Source organism: Bacillus nakamurai (genome assembly GCF_001584325.1).
GTDB lineage: Bacteria > Bacillota > Bacilli > Bacillales > Bacillaceae > Bacillus > Bacillus nakamurai.
Genome location: NZ_LSAZ01000008.1, coordinates 1 through 15,918, shown reverse-complemented (window position 1 = coordinate 15,918; position 15,918 = coordinate 1). Strand labels below are relative to the sequence as shown.

Below are 15,918 nucleotides of genomic sequence, written 5' to 3'. Positions count from 1 at the left end.
CGTCAAAAGATAGACACATTTCTTTTTCATACATATTAGCTCACAATCACAACAATACCTTCTAAGCTCTATATAAATAGTTATCTTATCGATTTTGGCCTGCGTTTGGCTGTTCGGTCGGGAGGTCCGCAAGTTCCAATTGGACTTTACGTATGCACATCGTCTGCAACCTGTTTTTTCTGTTTTTTTGGCCATCGTGATACAGACGTGTCGCAATAGAGATCAGCCATGTGGAAAAAGCGGTAAACATATCCCTTCAGAAAGTTTTCCTGAACCAGGTCTTCACTTACATCATAATGCAGCGAAATTGAATAACTACTGAATTGCAGTCCATTTCGTTTATCAAATATCGAGATCAAAACCTCAGAGCGGCTGTCGGACAGGTGTTGCGATACAGGAATTTGTAAACGGTAAGCCAATCTGTTAAGCTATGACTTTATGTGAAAGAAGAACATACGGAGGAGATTATCTATTGAAAGTAGAAAGGCGAACGATTGAACACATTCCGCATCATGAAAGACATGGAAAGGCTAGAGATTTATTTCCCGTTTGGTTCGGGGCGAATATGCATATTACGACGTTAGTCACCGGCACACTGCCCGTTACGATGGGGCTTGATCTTTTTTGGAGTATCGCGGCAATTATTATCGGAACCTTTATCGGCGCAATCTTTATGGCCTCTCATTCCGCACAAGGACCTCAGCTCGGCATCCCGCAAATGATTCAAAGCCGCGCTCAATTTGGCGTGATCGGAGCGATTCTGCCCCTCTTTTTGGTCATGTTTATCTACCTGGGCTTCTTTGCGAGCAGTACGATTCTCGCAGCCGGTACATTAAGCAGCTTTGTCCCGATTCCGGCTTCATGGTGTATTATCGGCTTAAGCGCCATCTGTTTTTTACTCACGATTTACGGTCATGATCTGATTCACAACATGCAAAAAATCCTCTCTTGGACCTCCTTTGCCGTTTTTCTCGCTGCAACGATTCTTATCTTTCAACTGCCGATCCCCTCAGGAAGCTGGGTGCCCGGCTCATTAGATTTGCCTGTTTTCTTAGTAGCGATCAGTGCGGTGGCCACATGGCAGCTGGCATACGCGCCATATGTCGCAGATTACTCCCGCTATCTGCCGGTCAAAACACCGGCATCGCATACCTTCTGGTACAGCTATGCAGGTACATCAGTCAGTTCCATATGGATGATGGTTCTCGGCGCCTTTATGACGACGGCGATCCCGGACTTTACCGCCAATGCAGGAAATCAGATGGTCCAATTGTTCGGTCCGTTTTCCTTCATTATGCTTATCATCGTCTTGTTCGGACAAATGGCGATCAATGTCTTTAATTTATACGGGGCCTTTATGTCAACGACGACCACCTTGGAGCCGTTTTTGAAACTGAAGGTGACGCCGAAAACAAGAGTGGTGATGATCCTTTGTGTCACAGCAGCGGGTACTGTGTTAAGCCTCTTAGGGCAAAGCAACTTCATGGAACTGTTTTTACATTTTATCTTTTTCATCAGTTATTTCTTAATCCCATGGACAGCGATCAACCTCGTGGATTACTACTTTATCCGCCGCGGGAAATACCACGTCAAATCGATGTTTGACGTAAACGGACAATACGGCAGGGTCAATTGGATCACAACGGCCGCCTTCGTTTCGTCGATTTTATTAGAAATCCCATTCATCAATACATCCTTTTACATCGGTCCGCTCGCAGAAATCTTTGGCGGCGGCGACATTGCCTGGATCGTCGGCCTAGCCGTACCGTCGCTGCTTTATTATGTACTGATGAAATCAAGGGTAAAACAAAAAGAGCTGTCTTCACTATAAAGACAGCTCTTCTTTATTCATACTGCTTCCACACCCTCGGCAGCAGCTCTGAAAGCTCGTGTGCCAATAAGGTATGGGCGGAGTGCTCCTCCGTCCACAGCTCCGCGCAGGCGCCGTGGAGGCGGACAGCGTTTAACACGGCGTGCTTCGGTTCCTTGTGGCAGCAGAGCATGCCGAGGATCATTCCCGTCAGCGTGTCTCCGGTCCCGCCTTTTGCAAGCGCGCCGTTTCCGGTTGTGTTTCTTCGGCACTCCCCGTCGGGAAAGGCAATGATGGTTTCATTTCCTTTCAGCACTATCGTCACATTGAGCCGTTTCGACCATTCCGCGGCGTATTCAGCTCTGTGCTGCTGCAGCTCTTTGATCGGAATGCCCGTCATTCTTGAGAATTCACCGGGATGCGGCGTCAGGATCGTCGGAGCTTTTCTTGCCGGATACGACCGCTTCGTAATGGCGCCCGCGTCAAGGACAACAGGGCAATCGCCTTGCAGCAGGTGATCCGCCGCCCGCTGCACCTCTTCTGTTTGGGGGAGGCCCGGCCCGATAGCAGCGGCCCGATATGTTTCTTCGGGCTGCCCAGCCGCAGCTTTTTCCCAGCCGTCACGCCAATACGTCGCCTCAGGCAAAACCGGAACGATGAGCGGGATGACGCCGGCCGATGTTCCAATGACAAGCTTGCCGACCCCGCTCCGCATCGCCCCCAGCCCGGCATGTCGTCGCTCCCCGCCAGTAATAGCGCCGTCCCGAACATTCCTTTATGGCTGGCAGCGTCCCGTTTTGGCAATGTATCTTTTACATCCTTTTCAGTCCAATCAAGAATCTTCATCCATATACCTCCTCTTCTGTCTTCTATTTATATTCCAAATACAGCAGAGTTTTAAACAGTACGGTCAACACAAAAAAACAGCCGCTTCATTGCGGCTGCTTACATTCTGACCGGAACATCAAGATGGTAAAGCTTGCGGTACCGTTCATTTCCTGCAAGCAATTCTTCATGAGTTCCTTCCATTTCTGTTTTTCCGTTTTCTAAAAAGACGATTTTATCAGCGGTTTCCACACCGGCTAAATGGTGTGTAATCCATAAGATCGTTTTTTCTTTAAACACGTCAAAGATCGTATCGAGCAGTTCCCGTTCCGTTACCGCATCAAGGCCGACCGTCGGCTCATCGAGAATAATGATCGGCGTATCTTGAAGAAGGATGCGGGCAAGGGCGATCCGCTGACGCTCCCCGCCGGAAAAACGAATCCCCGTCTCCTGCACGGACGTGTCATAGCCTTCAGGCAGCGATTCAATATAATCGTGCAGCTTCACTTGCCGTGCCGCGCGCCTTACATCTTCGTCACTGGCCTTTCCGTTCCCAAGCCGGATATTGTTCATAATGCTCGTATTAAACAGATGTGGCTTTTGATTCAAGACGGCCACCGCTGAGGAAAGCTGCTCCTGTACGGCGGCAGTTTCCAGACCATTTAACGTCACCTTGCCTGAATCGGGAATTAAGGCGCCTTCAATCAAAGCGAGTGACGTGGACTTTCCTGAACCGCTCCTGCCGAGCAGCGCCATTTTTTCGCCTTGCCGGAGGGTGAAAGAAAATCGGTTCAGCACATGGCTGTGTTCATCATAAGAAAATGTCACGTCATCAAACCGCAGCGTAACATCGGAAACATCCAGCTTCTCCTTTGTCTGTTCAATCTCCGGCCCCTTCAGCTCCGGAGCCGCCTTGCTCATTCTGCTGATCGAATCCTGATAAGAAGGCACTTCTGTCAGCGCATCAGAAAGGGGCAAAAAAGCTTCCGTCAACGGAAATACAACAAGAACAAATGCCGCGATCATCGTGTTGGCCATCTTGCCGTCTGCATACTGGCCCGCTGTCCAGACCAGCATCATCAAAATGAAGCCGCCGACAAGACATTGCGCCGCCAGATCACGCCACCTCGTAAACTGCTGCCGTTTGCTTTCCAGCTCAAACCATGCCTTTTCCTTTTCTTCATAAGAAGCAATAAAGGTTGCCTGGCGCCCTGAAAACATCCAGTCGCTTACGCCTAACACGGCGTCTGTCAGCCGGCTGTAAAGCGAGTTGCGGCCGCTTTTCAGCCTCATATTTTTCGCTCTCGTCACAAGAAGTGACACAATCGGAAACAATACAACCAAAACAAACAGGTAAATCGCCGCGATGGCAGCAAACGGCCAAGAGAAACAGCCAAGCCCGATAATAGCCGCCACATACAGCAGCAAGGCGGATACGGCCGGGAAAATCGTTTTTAAAAACGCATCCTGCAAATGCTCAATATCCTCAGCCAAAATGCCGAGCATGTCACCCGTCCGAAAACGGGAGGTCAGCATTAATGAAGCCGGCTCCAGCATATTGTAAAGCCGGACCCGCATGTCAGACACGATTTTCAGAATGATGTGATGCCCTGTCAGGCGCTCGGCGTACCGGGATACGGAACGCGCAATTCCGAAAGTGCGCACGGCGACGATCGGAACGTACACAAGCAGGATATTCTCAGGCCTTGTTGCCGACTTTGATATCAAATAACCGGAAGTGAACATGAGAAAGGCCGCCGAAAAGATGGTAACCGCACCCAAAAAAACAACAAGAACAAACAAACGGGCATTTTGCTTTATATACGGCAGAATCCATTGTTCTTTCATCATGTTCTTTCCCCCAATTGGGCCTTTACAAGTTTGGCGTACACGCCCTGTTTCGCTATCAATTCATCGTGGGTGCCGATTTCCGCCACCGCGCCGTGATCAAGCACGATCATTTCGTCCATCTCAAGCATCCAGTGAAGACGGTGAGTAGCGAGAAAAACGAGCTTATCCTCAAACAAAAGATTCATTGTTTCTTTTATTTCATATTCTGTTTCAATATCAAGGTGAGCGGTCGGCTCATCCAAAAGGAGAATCGGACGGTTCCCTAAAAAGGCCCGTGCCAGCGCGACACGCTGAGCCTGCCCTCCGCTGAGCGCCCGTCCGCCTTCTCCGATTCGGCCGTCAAGGCCTTCAGGCAGATCATTGATCAGCTCAGAAAGACCAGCCGAAGCTGCAGCCCGGGCCGTTTCCTCGCGGGATGCCTCCGGATGATAAAACCGAATATTATTCATTAACGTATCATCAAAAATATACGGATGCTGCGGAATATACAGAAGCTGCTTCTGCCAGCCGTCCGTCTGCAAATGGGAGCGGGATACTCCGTTTACCTTGATCTCACCGGATTCAGGCTCTAAAAAGCCGCCCAGCACATCAATGAGAGTGGATTTTCCCGCGCCGCTTTCACCGATAATCCCGATTTTTTTCTTCCCTTTAAAGGACAGATTAAATTCAGACATCGTTTCCCGGACGGACAGATGTGCAAGCTCCAGTTCGTCTTTGTCAGACCATGTGTCAAGCTGGAGCGGTTTTTCTTCTTTAAAGCCGGGCTGCTCCAATATCGCTTGAATAGTCTTCCCCGCCTCCTGCCCGTTTAACGTGGCATGGTAATCGTTCCCCACCTCACGCACCGGGAGAAAATATTCAGGCGCGAGAATCAGAGCGGTGAGGGCGGGCCCGAGAAGAATGTGTCCGTCAATCAGCCGCAAGCCAAGGAACACCGCCACTGTCGCCACCGACAGCATCGTAAAGAAATCGAGGGCGAATGAAGACAAAAACGCTACCCGGAGCGTGCTCATTGTCGCCTTGCGGTATCTCTCGCTGACATGAAAAATATTTTTGCTGTGTGATTTACTTAGTCCTAAAAACCGTAATGTCTCCAACCCGCGAAGCGAATCGACGAAATGATTCGAAAGCGTCTGATAAGACTTCCATTGCCGATCGGCTTTTTTCTGTGCGACAAGTCCGAGAAGGATCATAAAAACAATCAAAATCGGGAGCGCGAGAACCAGAATCAAAGCCGATGTTTTATCCTGAAAAAACACAAAAATAACAACGGCGGCCGGCACAATCGCCATGCTGACCATTTTCGGAAGAAAGAGCTCAAGATAGCGGCGGAACTGGCTGATGCCCTCCATCGCCAGCGTCACCATCTGCCCGGTCCCCTCTTTTCTCGCAAAGCGGGGGCCGAGGCGAAACAACTGCTCAAGAAATCTTTTTCTGAGATCAGCTCCGGTTTGCGCGGCATACTGATAAACGATTTTTTGGCGAACCATTGTGACAGCGTGCCTGACCAAAAACGCAAGCAGGAAAAAACCAATAACCGGATAAAGAGAAGCAATCCGCTTCCCGTTAAACAGTCCGGTTACCGCCTGGCTCAGCCATTCCGCCTGCATGATGATGGCGGCTGTCTGAATCATCGTTAATCCTGTAATGATTGTGAGAATCCGCTTCATTCCTTTATAAAGAAACAGGTCTTTTCCCATTAATAAGTCATAGGCTCCTTATGGCTGACGCGCTTCCGGAATACATAATAGCTCCAGATCTGACTGCCGATGACAAACGGCAAAAGAGTTAATGCAGCAATTGTCATGACCTTAAGCGAATAATCACCGGAAGACGCATTAGCTACTGTTAAGTCGTACGCGCTTTTAAGCGAGCTGACCATGACGCGCGGGAACAATGAGATGAAAATCATTGCGACTGTTAACGCAAGTCCCGCACCGGTCATACCGAATGCCCAGCCGTCCTTTTTCTTGCTCATAAACAGAACGGCAAGCAAGTTGCAGATGACAATCAGCACGAACACAGGGATCGTGATGTTTGCCCGGCGTGTAAACATATCTGTATCGTATGCAGACATCGCAAAGAACGCGAGCACAAAAAGAAAAATAACGCCGATCACCCGTTTTGCCATTCTTCTCGCCCGATCCTGCAAATCGCCGATCGTGCGCAGTGTGACAAACATTAAACCATGCAGGAAAGCAAGAAGTGTGACGGTTACACCGCCAAGAACGGAATATCCGTTAATAAAATCAGAGAATCCGGCATGGATATTCATGTTTCCGTCAATCGGCATGCCGCGGAATAAGCTTGTGAAAATAACGCCAAACACAAACGGCGGGATGAGACTTCCGAAGAAAATGACCCAGTCCCATGCTTTGACCCATTTCAGGTTATCCACTTTTCCGCGGAATTCAAAGGCAACCCCCCTGCCCATTAAAGCAAGAAGAATAATGATAAACGGAATGTAATACCCGCTCAGCATCGTCGCGTACCAGTTCGGGAATGCCGCGAAAATCGCTCCCGTACCCGTCAAGAGCCATACTTCATTCGCATCCCAGAACGGGCCGATCGTGTTGATCAGCACTCTGCGTTCTAATTCATTATGGCCAAGAAATCGGGTCGAAATGCCGACACCGAAATCAAACCCTTCTAAAAAGAAAAATCCGACAAACAATAAAGCAACGAGTATAAACCAAAGATCATGAAGTGACGCCATGGTAGACCTCCTGACTGAACGGATCTGTTGATACAGGAACATCCTTGTGATCATCATGGTCCGCACCTTTTTTAATTTCACGAACGAAAAGGAAGACAAGCAGCGTGCCGAGAATCAAGTACATGACGCCGAAGCCGATAATGGAAAACAGCAGAGATCCCGTCGTTACGTTAGGCGAAACGGATTGTGCGGTCGTCATTTGTCCCATGACCGTCCATGGCTGGCGGCCGATTTCAGTCATAATCCAGCCTGCTGAGTTCGCAATAAACGGAAACGCAATCAGCGCGACCATACCGCGTAAATACCACTTGCTCGTGTGGAGTTTTTTGCGGCGGTTCAGGAAAAAGCCGATAATGGCAGCAAAAATCATAAGTCCGCCTGCTCCCGCCATAATGCGGAAACTCCAGAACGTTGTTTTAACAGGCGGGATATAATCCCCTTTTCCATACATTTTTTCGTATTCTTTTTGAAGTGTTTTCATCCCTTTCACACTGCCGCTGAACTTCTGGTAAGCCAAGTAGCTCAATGCGTAAGGAATTGAAATTTCAGATGTGTTTTTTTCTTTATTCGTGTCGATTTTGGCAAAAGCCGTCCATGCAGCAGGATCACCGCTGTCATCCCAAAGCGCTTCACTGGCAGCCATTTTCATCGGCTGTGACTCCATTAAGTGCTCAGCCTGCATATGTCCGCTGAAGGCGACGCCGATACCGGCAATCAAACCGACAACCATAGAAAGCTTGAATGATTTATGAAAGAAAGGCACTTCTTTTTTCTTCAATAACTTAAATGCGCTGACGCCGGCGATAAAGAAAGCGCCTGTCGCAAGCGCGCCGAAAATGACGTGAGGGAATTCAACCCACAGCTGAGGGTTTGTAAGCAGCGCCCCGAAATCATTCATTTCCGCACGGCCGTTTTTAATCGTAAAGCCGACCGGCTCCTGCATGAAGGAGTTCGCTGTCAAAATCCAGAAAGATGACATAATCGTTCCGAAGGATACAAGCCAAATGCAAAGCAAATGGACTTTTTTAGATAAACGATCCCAGCCGAAAATCCATAATCCGATAAAAATAGACTCCATAAAAAACGCCAAAAGCGCCTCAATCGCAAGCGGAGCCCCAAACACGTCTCCGACAAATCGGGAATAATCAGACCAGTTCAAACCGAACTGAAATTCCTGAAGTATCCCTGTGACGACGCCGACAGCGAAATTGATTAAAAAGAGATGGCCCCAAAATTTAGCCATTTTGAGATAGGTCTCTTGCTTTTTCACAACGTAAAGCGTCTCCATCAAAGCAACCATAAATACAAGCCCGATAGACATAGGCACGAACAAGAAATGGAACAATGTTGTTGATGCAAATTGAATGCGGGCTAAAACCAACTCACTCATGATGTTTCCTCCAATCTGGTAATTGCTCAACATTTCACAAATAAGACAAAAAGTATGCTCGGTATTTCACAAAAAGGGATCTATTTGTTCAACGTTTCACAAATTTGTCAAAAAGTAATGTGTAATCAGCCAAAATGACCTAGGGTGAATGGCTGTCTTTTAAATGATTCAATATCATTACTTTACAACGATTCAGCCTAAAAAAAAAGATCAATATACCTAAAAAAAGGCTGAATTTGTGACCGATTATTGTCCAATTTGTATATGTTTTATGTCAACACCTAGGACATTTGTCCCTTTCATATCGTACATCTTTTTTTTTCGCGTTGCGAACAAAATGCTTTTTCCGCTTACAAACCGCACCGCACAGCCATTTTGGAACCGTACATCGATATAAAAAAACACTCTCTCTAGTAAATTCATAATATATAAACAATTTAAATTTTTTAGTATACTTAAATAGGAATTATTTTTATTACATAACGACTGGGGGAAAAAGCATGGGAGAACTTCAAACAAATTTGGAAACGAATTCAATCCAAAAAGAGGAACAGACTGAAAACTGGTTCGCTAAAGCAATGAATATAAGAATCGGCATTATACCGCTTCCTATATATGTCCTGCTATTCATATTAATTACTGTGTTTGTCATGAGCCACGATGTAAAAAGCGACATGCTGACGGCGATTGCCGTCATGGGCTTCTTCGGCTTCACCTTTGCCCAAATCGGAAAATCCATTCCGATCGTGCGTTCCATCGGCGGCCCTGCGATCCTCGCAACCTTTATTCCGTCCGCTGTCGTCTACTACCACCTGCTTCCGAAAGACATTGTAAAATCGACAACAGAATTCACAAACAACTCCAACTTTCTCTATTTGTTTATTGCCGGTATTGTCGTCGGCAGTATTCTCGGGATGAAGAGAGAAACGTTAATTAAGGCTTTCGCAAAGATTTTTATTCCGCTTATTGCGGGTTCTATAGCCGCGGCGATTGTCGGCTTATGCGTAGGCACTCTGCTCGGGCTCGGCTTCCAGTACACGCTGCTTTATATTGTCGTGCCGATTATGGCGGGAGGCGTCGGAGAAGGCGCGATTCCTTTATCGATCGGATATTCCGATATTATGCCGATGTCTCAGGGAGATGCATTTGCGCTTGTGCTGCCGTCCATCATGCTCGGAAGCCTGTGTGCCATTATTTTATCGGGGTCGCTCAATGTCATCGGAAAAAGAAAGCCGGAATGGACGGGCAATGGGAAGGTTGATAAATCCGATCACTCCGCTCTGTCACTTGAACAGCCTCAAAATGACCAGGATTTCAATTTGTCCCTTTTTGCTTCAGGGGGGATTTTAGCGGTTTCGTTATATTTGGTCGGCATGCTGGCCCATGATTTCTTTCAGCTCCCGGCACCTGTCGTGATGCTCGTCCTTGCCGTGCTTATCAAACTGTTCAGGCTGGCTCCCGCCTCTCTTGAAAACGGGGCCTTCGGCGTATCACGATTTTTCTCCACAGCCGTCACCTACCCGCTCTTATTTGCGATCGGGGTATCAATGACACCGTGGGATAAGCTGATTGCGGCTTTTAACATCAGCAACATCATTACCATTTTATCGATCGTCGTTACGATGATGGCCGTCGGTTTTTTCACCGGAAAATGGCTTAATCTGTATCCGATTGAAACGGCGATCATTAACGCATGCCATTCCGGCCAAGGCGGCACCGGAGACGTCGCCATTTTGAGCGCAGCTGAACGGCTTGAGCTTATGCCCTTTGCCCAAGTATCGACGAGAATCGGCGGAGCGATCACAGTGAGTGTCACGCTATTGCTGCTTCATCAATTCTATTAAACAAAACAGCCTCCGCTAAACGCGGAGGCATTGTTAATTCATCACATTTTTTATATAGGCGCCAAACGCCTCACCCGACATTCCCGGCGACACACGTACACGGTGGAGGGCGTATAATCCCTGCTCTCTTGATGCCGCGCCCGGCTCTGTCGTGACCGCCATACGGTAGCCCGTTCCGGCTGCCGCCTTCAATGTTTCGGCGTTATACCGCCCGACGGGATAGCTGATCATAGCTGTATGCTGCCGGAACATATGGTCAAACAGCTGCTTTGAATCCTCCATCTCGCTGTGCTGCCGCTTTGGCGTCAGTCCGTTCAATTCGAGATGATTCATCGTATGGCTTTGAATGGATATGCCGTTTTTCACCATCTCCTTCATTTGCTCCTCTGTCAGATGATGTTTATGTCCGATTAATGTTCCGATCATAAATATTGTCGCTTTCATATTGTATTTCTTTAAAATAGGATACGCTTCCTTATAATTATCGGTATAGCCGTCATCAAACGTGATCAATACACATTTTTCACTCGGCTGCTTATCCTCCGTCAGCATCAGATACGCCTCTTCCGGGGTCATCGTATAATAGCCGTTATCGTGAAGCCACTTCATCTGGTCACGGAATTCCTCCTTCGGCACACGGAGGCTGTTTCCTTTGGAAATACTGTGATACATCAAAATCGGCAGCTTTGCCGCTCCTTTCGTTTTGACCCACGCGGACGTATCCGGCTCCTTTTTCTTTGGCTGGCCCGCGGGAGTTTTTTCTTTTGGCGCTGCGGCTTTCGGAACACTCTGCTCGGCATTTGCCTCATGGCCGGAGCAAGCGGCAAGCGTAAACACAACGGCCAAAAGGCACATACTTAAGGTCATGCGTTTCATTGTTTTCCTGCTTTCTGTCTATTTTTTACTCTTTATATCGGATATGTATGACAAGAATGTTAATGAAAAAAAGCCGGACCTCCCCAGCGGTCCGGCTTTCAGCTTTATGAGCGGATTCTGATTTCTGTGTCACCGTCAAAAAAGTGGGCTTTATTCATATCGAATGCAACGGTCAGCTCCTCACCGGCATGGATATGATGGCGGGCATCGATTCGGGCGATAAAGTCTTGATCCCCGATCTGTGAATAGACCATAATTTCTGATCCGAGCAGTTCAGCCACATTGATTTTCGCTTTAATAGAAGAGTTCTTATAGGATTCTACCACAATCAGTTCGTCATGTATGTCTTCGGGGCGGATGCCGAAGATGACCTCTTTTCCGGCATACCCCTTTTCCCGGAGCATTTTCATTTTCCCCTCCGGCACACTGAGAGCGGCAGATCCGAGATGAATGGCGCCGTCTGTCAGCCTTCCTTTAAAAAAGTTCATCGCGGGCGAGCCGATGAAACCGCCCACAAATACGTTTTCCGGGTTTTCATAGACCTCTTTCGGGGTGCCGATCTGCTGAATTTTTCCGTCCTTCATCACAACGATGCGTGTCGCCATCGTCAGTGCCTCCGTTTGGTCATGCGTCACGTATATCGTTGTGGTCTGCAGTCTTTGGTGCAGCTTAATGATCTCCGCTCTCATCTGCACCCGAAGCTTCGCATCCAGATTCGACAGCGGCTCATCCATTAAAAATACTTTGGCGTCCCTGACAATCGCCCGCCCTAATGCGACCCGCTGCCGCTGGCCGCCGGAAAGCGCCTTCGGTTTGCGGTGCAAATATTCCTCAAGCCCCAGCATTTTCGCAGCTTCCTCAACCCGTTTTTTAATCTCCGGCTTAGGCATCTTTCTAAGCTTCAGCCCAAACGCGATATTATCATAGACGGTCATATGCGGATACAAAGCGTAGTTTTGGAACACCATGGCGATATCCCGGTCCTTCGGAGCGATGTCATTGACTCTCTTTTCGCCGATATAAAAGTCGCCTTTCGTGATTTCTTCCAATCCGGCAACCATACGCAAGGTTGTCGACTTTCCGCATCCCGACGGCCCGACAAACACGATAAACTCTTTATCTTTAATATGAAGATTAAAATCATCCACAGCCGCTTCCTTTTGATCGTAATACTTATAAATATGCTCCATCCGAAGTTCCGCCATTTGATTTCCCCCTCTTATGTAAACGCTTTCTTACATAGGATTGTATCAGCGTTTGCAGGCTGCGGGTATAGGCAACATTCATAAAATAGGCTCTCTTTCTTTGTGCACTTTTCCCATTTAATGTGATTTTTCATATTGCAGGCATATAAAATACGCTAATAACGCGCCGCGATATGTTTTGATATCGATGCCCGAACGCTCGGCAAATTTATCAATCCGATATTGAAGACTGTTGCGGTGCAAATGCAGTTTCTTTGATGTGAGTGACATATTTGAGTTATGTTCAATAAAAGTTTGAATGGTGTGCTTCAGCTCCGGTTCTTTTTGAAATAATAAAGCAGCCTCCTCCTGCAGCAGTGATGCCAGCTTTTCCTTGCTTTCTTCTGTCAGCATCGCCGGGAACACCGCTTCCGCTGTCAGCGTGCTCAGCTGCGGCATATGCCTCTTTCCGATATCAAAATAGCGGCGCTCTCTTCGATAATGATGGCGCAAACATTCCTCAGCCTCATAATATCTCCCTAAGAAAAAACGGACACTGAAATAGAAATCTCCTTCAAGAATCTTCACAAATGACTCGAAATCATCCTTACCTGCCGCCTCCAGCTTCTCTTCCTCCACAATCACGCCTTGATCTGCACCCGTTCGGACAACCGTATAAGAAATCGGCCAGAAATGCCGCACCGCTTCCTTAAAAGAAGCCCAGTCCCGTTCCCCCAATAAGTGAAAGTGGACAAAACGCACACGCTTTTCCTTGACGTCAGGCATCAGACCGTCCGACTGCAGAAAACGGAGCCACCCCTTTTCTTCCGCCGTCTGAGGAAAAAAAGCGCCTTTTTCTTCCGCAGGTATCAAAAAAGATTCCAGCAGCTGCCTCTCCTTTCGGGTCATATCCTCCTTCGGGATTGAGACATAGACCCGGCTTTTCTCATCATAGAAACAAAAAACATCTTCCGCCGCGCAAAACGTTTCAGACAACACAGCCCTCGGGTAAATTACCAATAACGGATTCATAAGCGCCCCTCTCTAGTGATCTATCATAATGCCAGTATAAAACGTCCGGCAGATTGTATCCACTCGGAAGCGGGCATGATACTTCTTATATATAACTCAAACCGTATAAGTATTTTCTTTTAAGGAAATCTAAGCTTGATTCGCCATGAGGGGGTATGAGTAATGGATCAATTTCAGGACGGAAACAAAAGCTTTATCAACGGAGCATGGACTGAAGGTGAAACAGGAAAAACCATAGATACAGTCAATCCCTTTGACCGATCAGTGATCGCAACGCTTTCGCTGGCATCAGCGAAGCAGCTTGAGGATGCCTTTGACATTGCGGCAAAAGCCCAAAAAGAATGGGCAAAAAGCTCAGCAGAGGACAGAAAGGCAGTTTTGACGAAAGCTAAAGAATATCTGGAAAGGAACCGCGAGGACATCATCCTGACTATTTCCCGGGAAACGGGCGGAACGATCATCAAAGCGAATATTGAGCTGGATGCCGCCATCGCAATTTTAGCAGAGGCCATTACATATACAGGAGAGCTCGGCTCAATCAGAGAAGTACCTTCAGATATCGAAGGCAAAATCAATCATATATACCGGCTTCCGCTCGGAGTCATTTCGTCAATCTCACCATTTAATTTTCCGCTGAACCTGTCGATGAGAACGATCGCGCCTGCCATAGCACTCGGAAACAGCGTTGTTCATAAGCCGGATGTCCAAACGGCGCTGTCCGGCGGCTCCGTCATTGCCAAAGCGTTTGAGTACGCCGGATTGCCTGCCGGAGTGCTAAACGTCATTTTTGCTGATATAGAAGAAATCAAAGACGGCATGCTGACTCATCCGATTCCTCGTCTCATCAGCTTTACAGGATCAACCGCCGTGGGGCGCCATATCGGAGAAATCGCAGGGCGCAATTTCAAACGCATGGCTCTTGAGCTTGGCGGAAACAACCCATTTGCCGTCCTCTCTGATGCGGATACAGACCGCGCCGTCGACGCCGCCATTTTCGAGAAGTTCATCCATCAGGGCCAAACTGCATGATCATTAACAGGATTATCGTACATCAGGATCTGTACGACGAGTTTGTGAGAAAATTCGCCGAACGTGTCAAACAGCTTCCATACGGCGACCAAACCGATCCAAAAACCGTGATCGGCCCGCTCATTAACGAACGGCAGCTGGAAAAGGCGCTTGACGTGATTGAACAGGCGAAGCAGGACGGAATCGAGCTTATCGTTGAAGGAAAACGGGTCGGCAACGTGCTGACGCCGTTTGTGTTCGCAGGTGCGGACAATAACAGCAAGCTCGCCCAAACTGAATTGTTCGCGCCGATTGCCGTGATCATGAAAGCATCCACAGACCAGGAAGCCATCGACATGGCGAACGATACAGAATACGGATTGAGCTCCGCCGTCTTTACGTCCGATTTAGAAAAAGGCGAGCAATTCGCACTTCAAATCGACAGCGGCATGACACATGTCAACGATCAATCCGTCAATGACTCCCCGAATATTGCCTTCGGCGGAAACAAAGCCAGCGGCGTCGGGCGTTTCGGGAATCCATGGGTCGTAGAAGAATTTACGGTTACCAAATGGGTTTCCATACAGAAGCAATACCGCAGCTATCCGTTTTAATAAAAAACATCCCTCCGCGCCGGCAGAGGGATGTTTTTATTTTGAAATATCGACGAATCCTTCACCAAACACATCACGCACATCATGTACGATAACAAACGCCTTCGTATCACAGCTTTTAATAATTTTCTTCAGCATGGACAGCTCCTGCTTCTGAATGACGATATATAAAATTTCTTTCGATTGCCCCGTGTAATTCCCTTTACCCGATAACAGCGTAACACCTCTGTCCATAAGCGTATTGACCTGTTCAGCGATTTCATGTTTATGCTCAGATATAATCGTCACCGCTTTTTTCGTATTCAGACCCTCGATGATAAAGTCCATCACCTTTGTGCCGATGTACAGCATGACAATCGTAAACATCATTTTCTCCGCACCGATGATGAAATAAGAACTGAAGACCACAATCAAATCAAAGAACAACAGCGCGTAGCTGACGTTCCAATCCAGATATTTGTTCGCAATTCTCGCCAAAATGGCCGATCCGGCAGTCGTACCGCCGACACGAATGATCATTCCGATCCCGATTCCGGCAAACACACCCGCGAAAATCGTATTAATAATCAGTTCATTTGACGGCGTGTGCCATCCGTGAGTCAAATGCAGGAAAAGCGAATTGGCGACAACGGCAATAATCGTATACAGCGTCGTTTTCCCGTCTAAAAATTTATATCCGATCAAAAGCAAAATCCCGTTCAAAATAATATTGGTAACCCCGGGCGACCATTCAAACACATAGTATAAGATCAAGGTAAGCCCCGTTAC

Annotated in this window: 10 protein-coding genes and 3 pseudogenes; 3 read left to right on the top strand and 10 right to left on the bottom strand. The window is 47.8% G+C overall.

What is annotated here, in order from left to right:
• Positions 1 to 127 precede the first annotated feature (127 nt).
• Positions 128 to 308: pseudogene (locus AXI59_RS20835) on the bottom strand (RNA polymerase sigma factor SigY); the annotation flags it as partial.
• Positions 309 to 472: 164 nt separating this feature from the next.
• Here AXI59_RS20835 and AXI59_RS05060 point away from each other — a divergent pair.
• Positions 473 to 1,831 carry a purine-cytosine permease family protein gene (locus AXI59_RS05060; RefSeq protein ID WP_061527571.1) on the top strand — a complete coding sequence of 453 codons (1,359 nt, stop codon included), beginning with the start codon at positions 473 to 475 and terminating at the stop codon, positions 1,829 to 1,831.
• A gap of 13 nt (positions 1,832 to 1,844) precedes the next feature.
• On the opposite strand, the pseudogene AXI59_RS05055 reads toward AXI59_RS05060, so the two are convergent.
• The 5 genes and pseudogenes from AXI59_RS05055 to AXI59_RS05035 form a co-directional block, all read right to left on the bottom strand.
• Positions 1,845 to 2,656: pseudogene (locus AXI59_RS05055) on the bottom strand (NAD(P)H-hydrate dehydratase).
• A 99-nt stretch (positions 2,657 to 2,755) separates the two neighbouring features.
• Positions 2,756 to 4,486 carry a thiol reductant ABC exporter subunit CydC gene (gene cydC, locus AXI59_RS05050; protein ID WP_061527570.1) on the bottom strand — a complete coding sequence of 577 codons (1,731 nt, stop codon included), beginning with the start codon at positions 4,484 to 4,486 and terminating at the stop codon, positions 2,756 to 2,758.
• Entirely contained in the window at positions 4,483 to 6,186 is a 1,704-nt protein-coding gene (gene cydD, locus AXI59_RS05045; protein WP_061527569.1) for a thiol reductant ABC exporter subunit CydD, read from the bottom strand. The genes cydC and cydD overlap by 4 nt, the downstream gene beginning before the upstream one ends.
• Positions 6,186 to 7,202: a cytochrome d ubiquinol oxidase subunit II gene (cydB, locus tag AXI59_RS05040; RefSeq protein ID WP_061527568.1), complete on the bottom strand. Its 1,017-nt coding sequence runs from the start codon at positions 7,200 to 7,202 to the stop codon at positions 6,186 to 6,188. The genes cydD and cydB overlap by 1 nt, the downstream gene beginning before the upstream one ends.
• Positions 7,186 to 8,592: a cytochrome ubiquinol oxidase subunit I gene (locus AXI59_RS05035; RefSeq protein ID WP_061527567.1), complete on the bottom strand. Its 1,407-nt coding sequence runs from the start codon at positions 8,590 to 8,592 to the stop codon at positions 7,186 to 7,188. Before AXI59_RS05035 ends, cydB begins: the two co-directional genes overlap by 17 nt.
• A 500-nt stretch (positions 8,593 to 9,092) precedes the next feature.
• Between AXI59_RS05035 and cimH the strand changes: the two genes are divergently transcribed.
• On the top strand, positions 9,093 to 10,436 hold the full coding sequence (cimH, locus tag AXI59_RS05030; protein WP_061527566.1) for a citrate/malate transporter CimH: 1,344 nt from the start codon (positions 9,093 to 9,095) through the stop codon (positions 10,434 to 10,436).
• A 33-nt stretch (positions 10,437 to 10,469) separates the two neighbouring features.
• Here the strand turns inward: cimH and AXI59_RS05025 are convergent, their stop codons facing one another.
• The 3 genes from AXI59_RS05025 to AXI59_RS05015 form a co-directional block, all read right to left on the bottom strand.
• Entirely contained in the window at positions 10,470 to 11,312 is an 843-nt protein-coding gene (locus tag AXI59_RS05025) for a polysaccharide deacetylase family protein (RefSeq protein ID WP_061527565.1), read from the bottom strand.
• Positions 11,313 to 11,416: 104 nt separating this feature from the next.
• A complete protein-coding gene (locus tag AXI59_RS05020; RefSeq protein WP_061523275.1) occupies positions 11,417 to 12,517 on the bottom strand; it encodes an ABC transporter ATP-binding protein in 1,101 nt (366 codons plus the stop codon).
• A gap of 117 nt (positions 12,518 to 12,634) precedes the next feature.
• On the bottom strand, positions 12,635 to 13,528 hold the full coding sequence (locus AXI59_RS05015; RefSeq protein WP_061527564.1) for a PucR family transcriptional regulator: 894 nt from the start codon (positions 13,526 to 13,528) through the stop codon (positions 12,635 to 12,637).
• Positions 13,529 to 13,690: 162 nt separating this feature from the next.
• On the opposite strand from AXI59_RS05015, the pseudogene AXI59_RS05010 reads away from it, so the two are divergent.
• A pseudogene (locus AXI59_RS05010) lies at positions 13,691 to 15,150 on the top strand (aldehyde dehydrogenase family protein).
• 36 nt (positions 15,151 to 15,186) lie between these two features.
• Here AXI59_RS05010 and AXI59_RS05005 read toward each other — a convergent pair.
• On the bottom strand, positions 15,187 to 15,918 hold a 732-nt coding region (locus tag AXI59_RS05005; RefSeq protein WP_061527563.1), incomplete at its 5' end, for a YitT family protein.

Bases quoted from the DNA above. Each gene is read 5' to 3' on its own strand.
- cydD (WP_061527569.1), bottom strand. From the start codon at position 6,186: ATGGGAAAAGACCTGTTTCTTTATAAAGGAATGAAGCGGATTCTCACA.
- AXI59_RS05035 (WP_061527567.1), bottom strand. From the start codon at position 8,592: ATGAGTGAGTTGGTTTTAGCCCGCATTCAATTTGCATCAACAACATTG.
- AXI59_RS05025 (WP_061527565.1), bottom strand. From the start codon at position 11,312: ATGAAACGCATGACCTTAAGTATGTGCCTTTTGGCCGTTGTGTTTACG.
- AXI59_RS05015 (WP_061527564.1), bottom strand. From the start codon at position 13,528: ATGAATCCGTTATTGGTAATTTACCCGAGGGCTGTGTTGTCTGAAACG.
- AXI59_RS05020 (WP_061523275.1), bottom strand. From the start codon at position 12,517: ATGGCGGAACTTCGGATGGAGCATATTTATAAGTATTACGATCAAAAG.
- cimH (WP_061527566.1), top strand. From the start codon at position 9,093: ATGGGAGAACTTCAAACAAATTTGGAAACGAATTCAATCCAAAAAGAG.
- cydB (WP_061527568.1), bottom strand. From the start codon at position 7,202: ATGGCGTCACTTCATGATCTTTGGTTTATACTCGTTGCTTTATTGTTT.
- cydC (WP_061527570.1), bottom strand. From the start codon at position 4,486: ATGATGAAAGAACAATGGATTCTGCCGTATATAAAGCAAAATGCCCGT.